Genomic DNA, 15,496 nt, shown 5'->3' with positions numbered 1-15,496 from the left:
GCCTTATCGCTTCATACAACTGCTCCTTCACTACTTAAATTATCTTAAAAACCAGGATTCTGTTGGAGTGTGCGGTCCACATCAATATCAGTTTGTGGAATCGGCAACAACGTGTTTCTAGGATAAATGAAGTTATTGAAATCCGCATCGCGGGCTTTCAATTCATTCAATCCTGCTGGTGTTTCAAATAGCTTATAGCGTATTAGGTCACCCCACCGCATGCCTTCCCCGGCTAGCTCTGTTATACGCTCATGGCGAAGTTGTGCACGCAGAGTCGTTTGATTGAAACCACCTGCTACCAGCGGCACTAAGTTAACCCGGCTTCGCACCTGGTTGATAAGGGCAACAGCATCCGCCACTTTATTTTGCTCATTCAATGCTTCGGCTTGCATTAGTAGTACATCTGCATACCGAATCAACCGGATATTGATACCCGAAAAGAAATTTTCGAAGTTTCGGGTGCGGTCGTTTTGATACTTGCGCCACAAGATGCGGTTAGGGTTGATGTCAAGTCCTCCGGCACCGAAAGGCCTACCATACAGTGTCGGAGTGCCTACCGCACTAAACATGGTTGCGTCGCGGCGTGGATCTACTCCACCAGTTGTGGTTTTGTCAGAAAACTCGTTGAACAACCAAGGCCGCACCTCAACGTCTGTGAAACCAACACCGGGAGGGCCAAAGAATTGCGCCCGTTCATTGCCTTCTGTTCCACCTGGTCGGTCCTGATCAAAGTTTTGATTCACTCCCGAAAACTGCACCTCGTAGATAGATTCGGAATTATTCTCGTTTGCTTCAGTGAAGTTATCAGCATAATTGGCTACCAACGAATACTGATTTGAATTGATTACCTCCGCAAATTGCTCCGAAGCCAATGCCCATTGGGGTTGCTTCATTTGCATATATACCTTGCCCATGAGAGCCGTGGCCGCCCCTCGGGTAGCCCGACCTTTGTTGGCCGCATCATAAGTCAAAGGCAAGTCTGCCTTGGCAGCTGTCAGGTCTTTGATAATCTGCGCATACACTTCTTCCTGCGTTACTTGAGGCACACGCGTGTTAGCATCCGCGACTGTGAGCACCAACGGAATATTGCCGAACAGCAAGCCCATGTCGTAATACACCATGGACCGCAGATATAGAGCTTCGGCTAGTGTGCGCTTCTTCAGGTCCGCATCCATCTGAATGTTCGGCACATTTGCCAGCACTTGGTTACAGCGGAAAATGATGCTGTACATGTCGTTCCACATGAACTGCGACCGTTGATCTGAAGTATTCACTTGCCGGAACACCAGGTATTGATTCAGCCCAGTATCCGGGGTGTTTGTAAACGACTCATCGGAGCGGCCAGTCGTGGCAAAATGCCAGTACAGGCTATAGTTAGAAAAGATTTGCTGACGAGAGTAGGCAGCCACCATTGCCCGTAACGCATCATCTTGGGTTTGCCAAAACTGCTCAGTGCTTGGCGTGTTAGGATTTACTTTCTCGAGCAAATCCTTATCGCACCCAGAGTTAACCAGCAGTGTGCCCAGCAATGCCAGCGTAGTAATTTTATGTATTTTCATGGAAACTGAAATCGAGAGGGTAGGGAATGCGAAGGATGGAATCAGCTTAGCTTGAATCGCTTATCGCATTAGAAATTCACTTGCAAACCGCCCGTAAACGTCCGTACGTTCGGGTAGGTGCCATCGTCAAGACCACGGCCAAAGATGCCAAGGCCCGGCGTCTCGGGGTCAAAGCCAGTGTATTTAGTGAAGGTGACGATGTTGCGACCCGTCACATACACACGCACGCTTCCCAAACCAGGTATCAAGCTATTTACCGATTGGGGTAGGGTGTAACCCAGCTGCACGTTTTTCAGGCGCAGATAGCTGCCATCTTCCACCCAGCGGGTGCTTGCCCGCTCGTAGTTTTTCACGTTACCGGCACCACCGCCATATACTAAGCGTGGAGTAGTGTTAGAACCATTTTCTGGGGTCCAGGGCTGTATGTCGCTGCGAAAGTTGCCTGCTCCATCCAGGATATCCAGCGAAGCGCGCGTGGAGTTGAAGACATCGTTTCCGGTTACACCCTGGAAGAAAACGCTCAAGTCAAAGCCTTTGTAAGCAGCTGTCAGGTTCAAGCCGTATTGCAGTTTAGGGAAGGGATTACCCACGAACTGCCGGTCTGTATCGAAATTGATAGAACCGTCGCCGTTTGTATCCTCAAACTTCACATCGCCGGGCTTGGCCAGTGGTTGAATAACCGTACCGTTAGCACTCCGATAGTTCAAAATTTCTTCCTCGCTTTGGAAGACACCTATCATCTTCAGCAAATACAGCCGACTAATGGGTTGGCCTACTGAAGTACGCGTGATGGGGGTAGTACCGATAAAGCCAGGAACGTTCGGCTGTAAATCAGATAGAGCTAATACTTCATTTTTGATGGTAGTCAGCGTAAGATCAGCCCCATACGTAAAAGCCTTACGGTTTTCGTGGTAGCCTAATGCAAATTCGAAACCACGGTTCTCAATCTCACCAAGGTTAGCAAATGGGTAGGCACCAGCACCCGCTACTCCCAGGTAGCCTGGCAACGGTGGATTTACCAGCGCGTTTTTGGTAGTTGAGATATAATAGTCGGTTGATAGGGTCAACCGGTTATCCAGCAGCGCCATATCCAAGCCGAAGTCGGTAGTATAGCGTGACTCCCAACGAATACCACGGCTTTCCAGTGCAGGCTGAATAGCGCCGTTAATCAGCGTTTGGCCTGTGCCTAAGGGGTAGTATATAGTCTGATTTACTACTGCTTGGTAAGCGTAGTTGCCGGCATTGCCTAACTGGTCATTGCCATTCACTCCGTAGCTGGCCCGTAGTTTCAAATTGTTCACTACGGGTAGAGCCGTTTTGAAGAACTCCTCCTCGCTGATGCGCCAGCCTAGCGAGCCAGCCCCGAAATTGGCATACCGCCGATCAGGGTCAAAGCGTGATGAGCCATCGCGGCGGAAGCTACCGGTTAGCAAGTAGCGACCCTTGTAATCATAATTGAGTTGGCTGAAGTAAGAGCGTTTTGCATACTCATCAATTCCGCCGCCTACAATAGGCGCAGTGGCTGTGTTGGTGCCTGCACCTAGTACGAAAAAGTATTGGGGAGCCGATGGGAAACCCGTTGCATTCGCAGTTGCGTTATCCGCATGATACGTCTGCTCGGAGTAGCCCAACAGCGCAGTCACGTTGTGGTCACCAAAGCGCTTGTTGAAATTCAGAGTATTTTCAACTAGGGTAAATCGTTGCGTACCACGATTTTCGAACAGGTAGGTTGTATTCGGGTTGGATTCACCCAACCGGATATAGCCTTCTTTGCGGGCATTCCGGTCGTTGTAATCGTGTATTTCCAAGCCTAGATTCAGACGATACGACAGGAAATCGAAGATAGCGAAGTCTGCATTGGCGCTTCCCTGAAGACGGTTGTTTTTTTGCGTGCGGTTTAGGATTTGCTGCGCACCAATTGGGTTCACCGAGTAGTTAAACAGGTTGGCACTACCGTAGCCATATCCGCCAAAGTTGGCGGGGTTGTATACCGGAATACCAGGCAGTTCAGTCAGTACGTCAACGAAGGGTACTTCATTGAGCAGGGTAGTATTGATGTGCGTTAGCAGAGCGCTCTGCCCTAATTTCAGTCTGCCGCGGGTTAAACCAGAATTCAGGCGCACACTGTAGCGCTCAAATTTGGGCCCTTTCACAATCCCATCTTGGTTGAAGTAACCGCCTGAAATGAGGAAGTTGGTGGCGTTCTTACCAGAATTGCTACCTCCCGAAAAAGAGACGTTATAGTCTTGTATTTTGCCTGTGCGGAAGAACTCTTTCTGCCAATCAGTATCAACGGCATCGGAATAGGCCGGAGTACCTTTCACGGCACCGGGCGAAGGGGAGGGAATACCAGCGTTGATAGCTGCCTGATTGGCCCAATCGGCCCACTGGCTGTGATTGGTTAGATCATACTTACGGTAGATGCTTTCCACCCCAGCATAGCCGTTAAAGCTGATTTTTGGCTCGCCGCTTTGTCCCCGCTTGGTAGTAATAAGAATTACCCCGTTGGCCCCACGCGAACCATATACTGCCGTAGAGGACGCATCCTTCAGCACCGTCGTCGACTCAACGTCATTCGGATTCAAGTCGCGGATGTTATCCGTCCATAATCCGTCAATCACGTAGAGCGGATTACTACCTGAGCCTACCGTGCCAACACCGCGAATGAGAATGTTGGGTACTGCACCAGGATTACCCGCACTTTCTACTTGCACACCCGCTACACGTCCCTGAATACTCTGGGCCAGGGTAGGTACAGGTACCTTATTTGCTTCTCTTACGTCAAGGCTGCTTACTGCACTGGTTATATTCTGGCGGTCCTGCGTCACGTAGCCCACTACCACTACTTCCGACAGAGCCTGGTTGTCTGGCGCCAACGCGGTATTGATAGTTGTCTGACCACTTACGGCTACCTCTTTCGCTGTATACCCCACAAACGAAAACACCAGGGTAGCGCCATCGGGTACGGTTAGGGTGTAGCGACCGTCGGCATCGGTTTGGGTGCCGTTAGTGGTGCCTTTCACTACTACGTTTACGCCGGGTAGGCCGGTTCCTTTCTCATCTACTACACGCCCTGTTACGGGCGCATCGGCAACAGGCAGCAGAGTACCCGTTAGAAAGCCTGTTGCGGAGGTAGCTGCCTGCGCTGCCAAGGGTAGCAAGGGCAAACCACACAATAGCGCCGGAATAGCCAGCCGGCGTAGTTTGGGTATTGTCTTTCTCATAAAGAAGAAAATGGGAATTGAAATTTCAATACTCACAAACGATTGTGTAAAAAAATATCGCAATCGTTTGTGTAGGCAGGGTAAAAAAACAGGCCAAGGCCTTCTAAAAATGGGGGCAGTTGCTTTGAAGTGGCCTGAATCGCATAATTTGGCCTTTCTTATTGCACTTGTTCCGAAATATAAGAATGTTATCTAAACTTTATCGTTTGTGTAATAGCATAAACAAATTTTTCTCTTTCAAGTAATCAGCAGTATTACAACGTTTGCACTCTGCGCCCTCACCTCAACCTACTGTTACACCAAAGCAGTACTTTGGCTGTCAGAAATAGTTATGCTTTGCCAGCAGCAGGCTGAGGCGGCGTGCCCTACCTGCTATTTTCTTCTGTGGTGCCCTCGTTGCGCCTAATACTACCGCTCTGTGGCTGCCGATTTTTTCTTGTTTGTTGATACGGAAACCACAGGCTTGCCCACTCGCTGGGACCAGCCATACGCAGAGGAAGGCCACTGGCCCCACATTGCGCAACTGGCTTGGCAGGTATACACAGCGGCCGGCGAGCTGGTGCGCGCCGATGAAGCGTATCTGCGCGTACCCGCCGGTACCATGCCCGCCGAAGCTGTTGCCATTCACGGCCTTACTGAAGACTTTTTGCACACCCACGGTGCCGCGCCGCGCCCCGTACTGGAGCGCTTGCACCACGACCTACTCCACTACCGTCCGCAGGTAATTGGGCATTTTTTGCAACTCGATTTTCACGTGCTGGGCGCAGCATTTCAGCGGGTAGGCTTGTCGAATCCGCTGCCGGCCTTGCCGCAGTTCTGCACCATGTTCAGCAGTCGGCCGCTAAGCCTGCGCGGACATTACCTGAAGCTAGCCGACCTGCACGAATATCTTTTCCAGGAACCGCCGCCCCGCCTACACGATGCCGTGGGCGACGCCGCTGCTACGGCTCGCTGCTTTTTTGAAATGCGCCGCCGGAGGCTGTTTGCTGCCACCGCCCCTACCCTACCGCGGCTGGTGCCCCCGGCGCCCCGCTCCTTCTGGGCACAACACCAACTACCGATTACCTTGGGCGTAGCGCTGTTTTTTCTCCTTCTCTATTGGTTGATCTATGGATAACGTCTTGGCTTTTTTGCGCACCGTGGAACCCTTCCAGCTCCTGCCCGACGACGTACTAGCGGGTGTGGCCGATTTGGTAGAGGAAGTCCACTACCCCCGCGAAACGCTGCTCTACCAGCAGGGCACCAGCAAGCTAAAGGCGCTGGACATTATCGTGGAAGGCGCCTACGATACCTTTTTCTACGATAGTGAGCAGCACAAGCGCCTACCCCTCACCTACCCCGCTGGCACCTGCTACGGAGGCATTTCCATCCTGCTGCACAAAAAACGTTCTATCCGGACGGTGCTAGTGCGCGCCCGTACGCGGGTGCTCACCCTCCCCCGCCGCGACTTCCGGGCGCTGTGCGTGTCCTACCCTGCCTTCTTCCACTTTTTCACGGCGCGCTACGGCGAGCAGATGCTGAACGAGGAGTTTGCCCACTTCGTGAAGCCCCGCGACACGCCTGAGCAGAATTTCCTGGTGGCCGACCAGCTGTTTTCGCGCCGGGTGGAAACGCTGGAAATGCGCCCCATCACGGCCTGCACGCTGGATACGCCCATCTTTGAAGCGGCACAACGCATGGCCGCTGCTAAGGTGAGCTGCCTGTTTGTGACCGATGCCGAGGGTACCATTGTGGGCTACTGCACCGACATCACCCTACGCGACTCCGTGATTGCGCAGCGCCTCGACGCCAACCGCCCCGTGGCAGACGTGCTGGCAACGCCGTTGGTCACAGTCAACAGCGGAGCTTTTGTGTATGAGGCTATTCTGAAGATGTTTCAGACCAAAACGCGCTACCTGCTGGTAGAGCGCGAGGGCGAGTTTCTGGGCTTCCTGAGCCGCAACAAACTGCTCAGCGACTTGGCCCAGTCGCCGTTTATGTTCATTCAGGCTGTGAAGCTGGCCCAGAGCACCCACGAGCTGAAGCGCCGCTGGGACCAGGTACCCGAGATTGTGCAGCAGCTGCTAGGTAGGGGCGTGAAGTCGGAAATCGTGAACCAGGTGATTACGGCCGTGGCCGATGCCATTGCCCTCAAGGTGATTGACAATGTGCTGGCCGAGCACGGCCCGGCCCCGGCGCGCTTCGTGTTTATGGTACTGGGCAGCGAGGGTAGGCAGGAGCAAACCCTCGTCACGGACCAAGACAACGCCATCATCTACGAAGACAAAGCCAATGAGCAGCGCGAATTGGTGCGGGCGTATTTCCTGCGCTTCGCGGAGGCCGTGTCCGACCAGCTCAACCACATTGGGCTGCATTACTGTACGGGCGGCTTCATGGCCAAAAACCCGAAGTGGACGCACTCGCTCTCGCACTGGAAACGCAATTACCAGGAGTGGCTGCGCGAGTCGAACCCCGAAAACGTGATGCGCTTCGCTACCTTTTTCGACTGCCGCTACCTCTACGGCGACGAGTCCATTATGGACGAATTGCAAGCCTTTCTGCATCAGGAGCTCCAAAAGCCCTCGGAGCGCTTTTTCCGGTTTATGGCTCAGAATGCCCTGCAATACGAGCCGCCGCTTACCTTCCTGCGCAACATCCGCACGTTTGTGCAGGGCACCCAAAAGGTGTTCGACCTCAAGCGCACCATGACCCCCATTGTGGACCTAGTACGGGTATACGCGCTGCAACACCAGATTTTCCGGACCAACACCGGCGAGCGGCTGGCCCTGTTGCGCGAGCGTGGAGTCTTCCGCGAAAAAGAGTACCAGGAGCTGCTACAGGCGTACTACTACCTGATGGGCATGCGCCTGCACAAGCAGGCCACCCAGCTCCTGAAAGACCGCACCTCTCCCACCAATTACGTCGACCCGACCACCCTTACGCAGGTGGAACAAGTCACGCTGAAAGAGATTTTCAAGGTGATTCAGGACTTTCAGCTCAAGATCAAGGTAGGCTTCACGAAGTCGTTTTAAGTATCGCCCTACGCAGGTCAAGAACAAAATAGAGACGCATCCTTCCGTCTCTACTTTGTTCTATAACACAGCTTACTCCAATTGCAGCACCGAATCGGCATACCTCCCGCGCCAGATACTACGAATGGTGGCTTGCTGATTGCCCAGGCCCGTATTACAACGGTATAGGTAGCTAGGCCGGCCCATTCCCGGCTCTACGCCCCGCATACCGGGCATGGCCAGGTGGCCACTGGGGTCCAGCTGTTTTATGCGGTAGTAGGAATATACCAGCACGGAGTCGCGGTAGGCGGGGGGCTGCTGCGCAAACCAGCTGATTTCGTCCCAGCCCCACAGAAACCAGTCGCGGTTTCGGTCGTAGTTGCACCCTACGGCGGCTTCGGCGCTCGGCCCACTATTGTCCAGCTCTACCAGGTAGGGATTGCGCACGGACGTCCAGCCCAGCGGACTGAGGCCCCCTAGGCTGCGCTGGTGCAATCCTACGTTCGGATCAACCTGTATTGTAATTGGCTGCCGCTCGGGCGTGCAGCCTGGCGCCTCCTGGTAGTTCACCCAAATGGAGTGAAAATCGAGTACCAGTTGCTTTGTGCTATCGGAGGTAGGGCGATACGACTGCCACTCGGCCAACGGCATAGTTTGCACCAACTGCGGCTCGTAGTATATGCCACCAGAAGGCACGTGGCCGTCGCAGAGCACCACGCCGCGGTTCCGGGTAGCCGCATAGGTCCTGATTTTCTGGAGCAGCGCCCACCACTGCGCGTTGCCCACGTCGCGACGGTTCATTACTTCTACTTGTCCGAAATGAATGGCCTCGCAACCCGCCGCGAGGTAACGCGTGGCCATGTAGTAAAACCACAATTGGGCTTCCTGAGTGGTGACATCGGGCGTGAACCGACGCATACTTTCAGCCATCGGACCATCGTAGACGCGGTACTGCGCGGCGGGTGCCGGGTACAGCATCTCCTGACAACGAAAATTGCGGCGCACCACAGGCAGCCCAAACGCCCGGAATACTCGCGCTGGCACGGCTATGTTGTTCACACTCTCTGATACATACTCGAATACCGCCGCTTGGCAAATCACTTCCTGGTCGTGGGCCTGGATGCGGCGTACATTCCAGCGGACCTGTGCAAATAGAGCATCATGTGCGGCTTGGTCGTAGGCATTTTCCCACCAGCCCCCAATGCGGCTCACAAACTTGGCGCCCACGTTGTGCAGCATGGCTATGTTGCGCCGGCGTTCGGCTTCGCTCAATTTGTTGACACCCTCTATTTCTGACTGCCCCTGCATGGTAATGGCGCGGTCGAGGTAGTTGTTGAGCACGTTCTGGCTCATCGTACCCTGAAAGCGGTAGGTTTGGGCGTAGCTGTAACTATTGAGGAAGCAGAAAAACAGGAAAAGCCAACGGAAGCAGAGTAGCATCACGAAGAAGGATGGTGAAGTGGAATAACGCTGCTATACGCAGAATCCACATTCCGAATTTCCAAAAGGGATTTGCGAAAGAGCCTCTGGAAGCTTAGCGCCGCGGTAAAGCAAATACACTTTTTGCGAAACGTTTTTCGCTTGACTTCGTCCAACCTAGCCAGGAGTTCACCTAACGCCCCTCTATGCATAAAACAGTTTTACTTTTATTTCTCTGCTTATTCGGCACGCTGTGCCACGCACAAGACCTAGAGGACAAAGACAATGAAAAGCCTGCCCTGAAGCTGGGCGGTGCGCTGCGCCTCAACTACAACCTCTCTACCTGGAAACAGGACCAAGTGGAACGAGGCGGTGATTTTGGCTTTGATATGTTTCGCATCAATGCGGAGGCCGCCTATAAAGGCATCAAGCTGAACGCCGAGTTCCGGCACTACTCGCAGGCATTTGGGGGGAGCTTTCTGAAGCAGGGCTGGTTTCAGTACGATTTCTCGGATGCCGCCCAACTACAGGTAGGGCTGAATCAAGTGCCCTTCGGCATTCAGCAGTACAACTCCAACAACTGGTTTTTCAACATGACCTACTACCTGGGGTTTGAGGATGACCACGACATGGGCGTGAAGTACATCCACGACAAAGGCCGCTGGCAGTGGCAGGCAGCCTACTACAAAAGCGCGGAGGATTTTGTGTTCAGCTCGGCCGAAGCCAGCCCCAACCGCTACTCCTACGACGTAACCGGACGCAACAAGGAGAACAACCAGCTAAATTTTAAACTGGTCCGGCGCCTCGACGACAGCCTGGCCCACGAGTTGGGCGTTTCCCTACAGGGCGGCCTCCTCTACAACCTGGATACCAGGCGCAACGGCACCCGCTATGCCGGGGCGGTGCACTATGAATTTAAGCCTGCCCACAGCCCCTGGACTATCAAGCTACAGGCCATGCGCTACCGCTTTCAGCCAAAATATGCCAACGGTGCGGCCTTAAATTTCGTTCAGATGGGTGCGTACGGCGCCAACTATCGGGTAGCCACCAGGGGCAACCTGTACACGGCCAACGTCGCCTACCGTCTCCCCATCGAGACCCGCTTGCTGCAAAGCATCACGTTTTACGACAACTACGGCTACTATTCGAAAGACGTCCGTGGCTTTGAGAACTCGCACATGAACGTGCTGGGGGCCTTGTTTGCCGCCGGGCCCATGGCCATCTACACCGACGCCGCCTTTGGCTACAACCACCCCTGGTTGGGACCTGAGTGGGAAAATGCCTTTACCAGTGGCACTTCCGGCAACACCCGCTGGCACATGCGATTCAACATCAACATGGGCTACTACTTCTAGAAATCAACAGCACTGCATATGAGCAAAGTTAGGAATGAGGCGAAAAAATCGTTTGGGTTGGATGTAAACGGGCCCGTGTTCTGGCCATCCATCGTGATACTTGTCCTCAGTATCGTGCTCGTTTTGGTCTTTCGGGAAAGCGCCGAAACGTTTTTCGCGGAAATACAGACTGCTGTCACGTCCAACATGGGGTGGCTGTTCATTCTGAGCGTGAACATTTTTGTGGCGTACTGCCTGTTTCTGGCTTTTGGTCGGTTTGGCAATATCCGGTTGGGTGGTCGGGATGCCCGGCCCGAGTTCAGCACTGGTTCCTGGTTTGCCATGCTGTTCAGTGCCGGCATGGGTATTGGCCTGCTTTTTTGGAGCGTGGCCGAGCCCATCAACCACTTCCAGACGCCCCCGCTTGGGGAGCCGGGCACGCCCGCCGCTGCCCGCCAGGCCATGAACTTCACGTTTCTGCACTGGGGCTTCCACGCTTGGGCCATTTATGCGCTGGTAGCGCTGGCCTTGGCCTTTTTCACCTATAATCGCCAATTACCTCTTACGGTACGCTCGGCGTTCTACCCGTTTCTGGGTGAGCGTATTCACGGTATTATTGGTGATGTTATTGATATTCTGGCGGTTATTGCTACCCTCTTCGGCTTGGCTACCTCGCTGGGCCTGGGGGTGAAGCAGGTGGCGGCGGGGCTACACCACGTATTTCCAGTTATCGTCAACAACGTCACTACCCAGATTAGCCTGATAGCCATTATCACGGGCATTGCTACCATATCGGTGGTAACGGGGGTAGACAAAGGCGTGCGTATCCTCAGCGAGTGGAACGTCCGAATTGCCTTGCTGGTACTGGTGGCGGTGCTGTTTCTGGGGCCTACGGTGTTTATCCTGGGCTCTTATGTGCAGAACACCGGCTACTACATTGGGAGCTTTATGCAGCTTTCTTTTTGGAATGAAGCTTACAGCAATACCAACTGGCAGGGTACCTGGACGGTATTTTATTGGGCCTGGTGGATTTCGTGGGCGCCGTTTGTGGGCATCTTCATTGCGCGCGTCTCCAAAGGCCGCACCATCAAGGAATTTGTGCTCGGGGTACTGATTGTGCCTTCCCTACTCTCGTTTCTGTGGATGACGGTATTCGGCAGCACCGCCCTGCGCGAAGTACTGGGCGGCAATACGGCCGTAGCCGATGCCGTAGCCGCAGACGTATCAACGGCCCTATTTGTCTTCTTCGAGCAGCTTCCGTTCTCCAACATCCTGTCGGTTATCGGCATTGTGCTCATCACCGGGTTCTTCGTCACGTCCTCCGACTCCGGGTCGCTGGTAGTGGTAAGTCTTACTTCTGGCGGCCGGCCAGACCCCTCGGTCGGCACCCGCATATTCTGGGCCGTGTCGGGCGGAGCCATTGCGGCGGTGCTGCTACTGGGTGGCGGGTTGCAAGCCTTGCAAACGGCTGTTATTATCACAGGCCTTCCCTTTGCTATCATTCTGCTGCTGATGTGCTACAGCTTGTATAAAGGGCTGAGTGAAGAACTGGAAGAAGAAATGAAACTGGGCAGCGCCCAGCAACGCAAAGATTATCAGCAACTGGTAGGCGAAATGCTGACCAAGCGGGCGCAGAAACAAGAAGTCAAAGCACCGCAAACAGCTATTCCTACCTCCTTACCCCCAAACGCCGCGAAACTATGATTGCCATTGACGCGATGATGGTCTGCTTGGACCTGAGTGATATAGACGAAAAACTGGTGGCCTTCACCCGCTCCATCTGCGAGCGGCTGCAAGTAGGCAAAGTGTACTTTGTGCACAACGTGAAGGTAGCCGAGCTGAGCGACGACTTCCGGGAATACTTTGGCAACATGGACCTGGCCAGCGAAGTGGAAGGCAACATCAACGACATCGTGACCGAGCACTTCGGCAACGCCACTGCATATGAGGTCCTTGTTGGCGAGGAGCCGAATACGGAAGTGATGCTGGCCGAATTGGTGAAGCGCTACCGGATAAAGCTAGCCCTGCTGGGCAAGAAGATGAGCGACAAGAGTACCGGAGCCCTCGGCACCAAGCTACTCCAGGTGCTACCGTGCAGCGTGCTCGTCTTCCCCGAAACGGCGGTAGCAAGTATTCATAAAGTTCTGCTGCCGCTGGATTTTTCGGCCACCTCGGTGCACGCCCTGCGGCTCAGCCAGAACCTGTCCACCCAGTTGGGGCTGCAACTGGAGATACTGCACGTCTACCGGCTGCCGACCCAGTACTTCCCGCTTATCTCGGAAGAAAAAGCCGTGAAGAAGGCCGAAGAAATCGTGAAGGAGCGGTTTGCCACCTTGCAGCGAAAACACCAGGAAACCGCCGGCGTGCCCTACACCCTGGTGCGGGCCGCCAACAAAAGCGTGGCAGAGCGCATTCGCCTACACTTGGGCAAAGGCAAATACGACCTGCTCGTGCTCGGCCTGAAGGGTAGTAACCCCCTACCCTCCCTGCGTTTTGGCAGCGTACCGAAGGAAATCTACAACATGGACCTGCCCATTCCGCTGTGGCTGGTTTATTCCGAGGAGGTGATACGGTAGGCGCTACGGCCAAGCCTACCCAGCGGCCCGCATTAGGTTAGTGATACCGGTAGTAATCATATCAACGCCGATAGCGCCCAGGAAAAAGCCGTTGATGCGCAGCAAAAGCTCCATGATTTTGTCGAAGGCAATCTGAAAGCTTTTGCTGCGCATGGCGCGGCGCATTTGCTTCAACCCCATGATGATCAGGTAATTGATTAGCATAATCAGGACCAGCGCTACTACCCCCTGCCACAGTTGCAGCTGCTCCGACATCAAGACGGTGAGCGAGATAGTGCCGGCCCCTACCATGAAGGGCAGCGCAATTTCGGAAGCCAGGTCGTGCAGGTCACCTTTAATCTGAATGAACGCCTTCTTTCCCTGCACAATAAAAATGTAGGCAAAGGAAAACAGCACAATGCCGCCGAATATCCGGAACGACTCGAAATTGATGCTAAATACCTTCTGGAAAACCAGATCGCCGAATAGCAGGAAAACCAGGTAGATGCAGAAAGAAATCGTGCTGGCTTTCAGAAATACCGACCGAAAGTCGGCTTCCGAAAGGTCTTGCATAATCGGCTTCAGGTACAAAAACAAGGCAAAGGGGTTCAGCATCACCAGGAAACTAACTATAGCTGCTATCATCAAATCAAGCTACTTAACGGGTTTGGTGTGGGCCACCGAAAGGTGACTTTTCTATTGTGTAGGGCAGTGATGCGCGCAGGAGCACCGCGAAATGGCGACTACAGGGGTACTCTGGGGTAATTGGCTACCTCTTTCTCCTGGCCGCTTTCGCTGCTTAGTAAGCGGCTGGGCCGATTGCGCCGTGCTACCTCGTGCGCTTTTTCGAGCGCCTGTGTTTCATCTGCACACCCCTCAACGAGGTCGTGGTTGTGGTCTAGCACCTGCCATTGCGCGTTCTTCTCGTTCCACTGCACGCGGTAGGTCTTTTCCGCGGCCTGCCCTTTGTTGCGGACCCAATCCAGAATAATCTTCCCGTCGCTGTGGTTGCCGTCGGGGTAGGGCATGGGCAACAGCGCAAAAAAGATGTAGTACAGGGAGAAATAGGTGAACTGGTAGGTAAGCATGCCCGACTCCAGCCGGCCGCTTTCAATAAGGTAAACCACTACCACCGTACTTATGGCATTGAAAAGCGAGCCGCCCACAAAAATAAGGACGTTGGCCAAGCGGTGGTTATGCCTCAGATTGTCGAAGGTGCACTGGCCGTACCAGAAGTAGTATTGGCGCACTTCCAGCATGCCCAACCGAAACACCACGTCACCGGAACCCACAGTCACCTTGATGTTTTTGCCCCCCATCAGCCAGGCAAAAAACACATGTCCAGCCTCGTGCAGAAAAGAAATAACTGGCAGCACCAGAAAGAAGGCCAGAAAGAACTTCGGGATGTCACTTACTCCAAACATATGACTACGTGTACGGAGAAAGGGGTTATCCGTGGCTAATTCCTTGAAGCAAAAAATAGAAGCGCTTCCTTAAAAGGAGCACCGTAGGATGCCTTACCTTCCAATATATTCGGGCGGGCAGAACATCGTTCTGAGTACGCAGGAAGGATATTCCAAAAAAAGAACCGTTATCGGCCAGGGTAGCAGGCATCTTCTTCGACTATCAGAAAGTACACGCCCTACTCTATTGCAACACAAACGCCCCGATCAACCGGCCGGGGCGTTTTGCTTGTTTCTATATAGAAGCTTACAATTTTCGAAAACCCAGTTTCTCGACCGTGGCTAAATCCTTGCGTCGGACACCGCCCTCTAATATGATTCCTGTTTTGCAATGGCAGGCATTACAAGGCTCATATTCCCCTGTCTGGGCTGCCTGCAACTGATCAGTTTGCACACCTTGCTTTTGGAGGTAGGCTGTTGCCGCTGTCTCAAAGGCCGTTACGCCAGTTGAGTCAGCAATCCACGGGTCAGAACATGCGGTTTGTGCGTAGCTTACTTGTACGAGTTCGTCGGCGGCCGGATCGGTGTCTTTGTCTTGGCATCCTGATAAAGCAAGGCCACCCCAGCAACTCAGCGCACAGAAAATAATGTGTGTAACCTTCATAAGGTTGGGTATAGTGGGTATAGGCATCACTATGGTATATGGTTGCATGCAGTAGTCACTATGTTTTTGCAATGGCTATTTTGCTGTGCCTTACTTCGATTAAACAGAGGGGTGTTCGAAGGGTGAGAGCAGCCATATACAGTAATTTTTTATCAGATACAAACAAAAACAGCCTCCACGTATCGTAGAGGCTGTTTTCGTCGGCACATTGTGGGCCCACTTGGAATCGAACCAAGGACCTACTGATTATGAGTCAGTTGCTCTAACCGATTGAGCTATAGGCCCGATGCGTACTAATCTGACAGAGCAGGTTGGTTTCGCTGCTGCAAACTTCGAAGTTTGCGGGCG

The 15,496-nt window shown here is 53.5% G+C and carries 11 protein-coding genes and 1 tRNA gene; 5 read left to right on the top strand and 7 right to left on the bottom strand.

Annotated elements, in window-relative coordinates; translation table 11 throughout:
- Positions 1-44 precede the first annotated feature (44 nt).
- Both J4D97_RS14045 and J4D97_RS14040 read right to left on the bottom strand, forming a co-directional pair.
- Positions 45-1,559, bottom strand: a complete 1,515-nt coding sequence (locus tag J4D97_RS14045; protein WP_208308092.1) for a RagB/SusD family nutrient uptake outer membrane protein — start codon at positions 1,557-1,559, stop codon at positions 45-47.
- Positions 1,560-1,627: 68 nt separating this feature from the next.
- Positions 1,628-4,783 (bottom strand): SusC/RagA family TonB-linked outer membrane protein, encoded by a 3,156-nt coding sequence (locus tag J4D97_RS14040; RefSeq protein WP_208308091.1) that lies wholly within the window; start codon positions 4,781-4,783, stop codon positions 1,628-1,630.
- A gap of 418 nt (positions 4,784-5,201) precedes the next feature.
- Between J4D97_RS14040 and J4D97_RS14035 the strand changes: the two genes are divergently transcribed.
- On the top strand, positions 5,202-5,900 hold the full coding sequence (locus J4D97_RS14035) for a 3'-5' exonuclease (protein ID WP_208308090.1): 699 nt from the start codon (positions 5,202-5,204) through the stop codon (positions 5,898-5,900).
- Positions 5,893-7,794 carry a DUF294 nucleotidyltransferase-like domain-containing protein gene (locus J4D97_RS14030; RefSeq protein WP_243900313.1) on the top strand — a complete coding sequence of 634 codons (1,902 nt, stop codon included), beginning with the start codon at positions 5,893-5,895 and terminating at the stop codon, positions 7,792-7,794. The genes J4D97_RS14035 and J4D97_RS14030 overlap by 8 nt, the downstream gene beginning before the upstream one ends.
- Positions 7,795-7,866: 72 nt before the next feature.
- Here the strand turns inward: J4D97_RS14030 and J4D97_RS14025 are convergent, their stop codons facing one another.
- Positions 7,867-9,216: a hypothetical protein gene (locus tag J4D97_RS14025; protein ID WP_208308089.1), complete on the bottom strand. Its 1,350-nt coding sequence runs from the start codon at positions 9,214-9,216 to the stop codon at positions 7,867-7,869.
- A 182-nt stretch (positions 9,217-9,398) separates the two neighbouring features.
- Here J4D97_RS14025 and J4D97_RS14020 point away from each other — a divergent pair, with 182 nt between their 5' ends.
- The 3 genes from J4D97_RS14020 to J4D97_RS14010 are packed head-to-tail and all read left to right on the top strand — an operon-like array spanning position 9,399 to position 13,102.
- The gene (locus J4D97_RS14020; protein WP_243900312.1) at positions 9,399-10,547 is read left to right on the top strand and encodes a hypothetical protein; all 1,149 of its coding nucleotides are present in this window, start codon (positions 9,399-9,401) and stop codon (positions 10,545-10,547) included.
- Positions 10,548-10,565: 18 nt separating this feature from the next.
- Positions 10,566-12,230 (top strand): BCCT family transporter, encoded by a 1,665-nt coding sequence (locus J4D97_RS14015; protein ID WP_208308088.1) that lies wholly within the window; start codon positions 10,566-10,568, stop codon positions 12,228-12,230.
- A complete protein-coding gene (locus tag J4D97_RS14010; protein ID WP_208308087.1) occupies positions 12,227-13,102 on the top strand; it encodes a universal stress protein in 876 nt (291 codons plus the stop codon). The genes J4D97_RS14015 and J4D97_RS14010 overlap by 4 nt, the downstream gene beginning before the upstream one ends.
- Before the next feature lie 15 nt (positions 13,103-13,117).
- On the opposite strand, the gene J4D97_RS14005 is transcribed toward J4D97_RS14010, so the two are convergent.
- The 4 genes from J4D97_RS14005 to J4D97_RS13990 form a co-directional block, all read right to left on the bottom strand.
- On the bottom strand, positions 13,118-13,726 hold the full coding sequence (locus J4D97_RS14005; protein ID WP_208308086.1) for a MarC family protein: 609 nt from the start codon (positions 13,724-13,726) through the stop codon (positions 13,118-13,120).
- 98 nt (positions 13,727-13,824) lie between these two features.
- Positions 13,825-14,505, bottom strand: a complete 681-nt coding sequence (locus tag J4D97_RS14000; RefSeq protein WP_208308085.1) for a hypothetical protein — start codon at positions 14,503-14,505, stop codon at positions 13,825-13,827.
- A 286-nt stretch (positions 14,506-14,791) separates the two neighbouring features.
- Positions 14,792-15,148 carry a hypothetical protein gene (locus tag J4D97_RS13995; protein ID WP_208308084.1) on the bottom strand — a complete coding sequence of 119 codons (357 nt, stop codon included), beginning with the start codon at positions 15,146-15,148 and terminating at the stop codon, positions 14,792-14,794.
- A 211-nt stretch (positions 15,149-15,359) separates the two neighbouring features.
- Positions 15,360-15,433, bottom strand: a tRNA-Ile gene (locus tag J4D97_RS13990).
- Positions 15,434-15,496 lie beyond the last annotated feature (63 nt).

Source organism: Hymenobacter defluvii (assembly GCF_017589435.1).
Classification (GTDB): Bacteria; Bacteroidota; Bacteroidia; order Cytophagales; family Hymenobacteraceae; genus Hymenobacter; species Hymenobacter profundi.
This window is presented reverse-complemented; position numbering and strand designations above follow the sequence as displayed.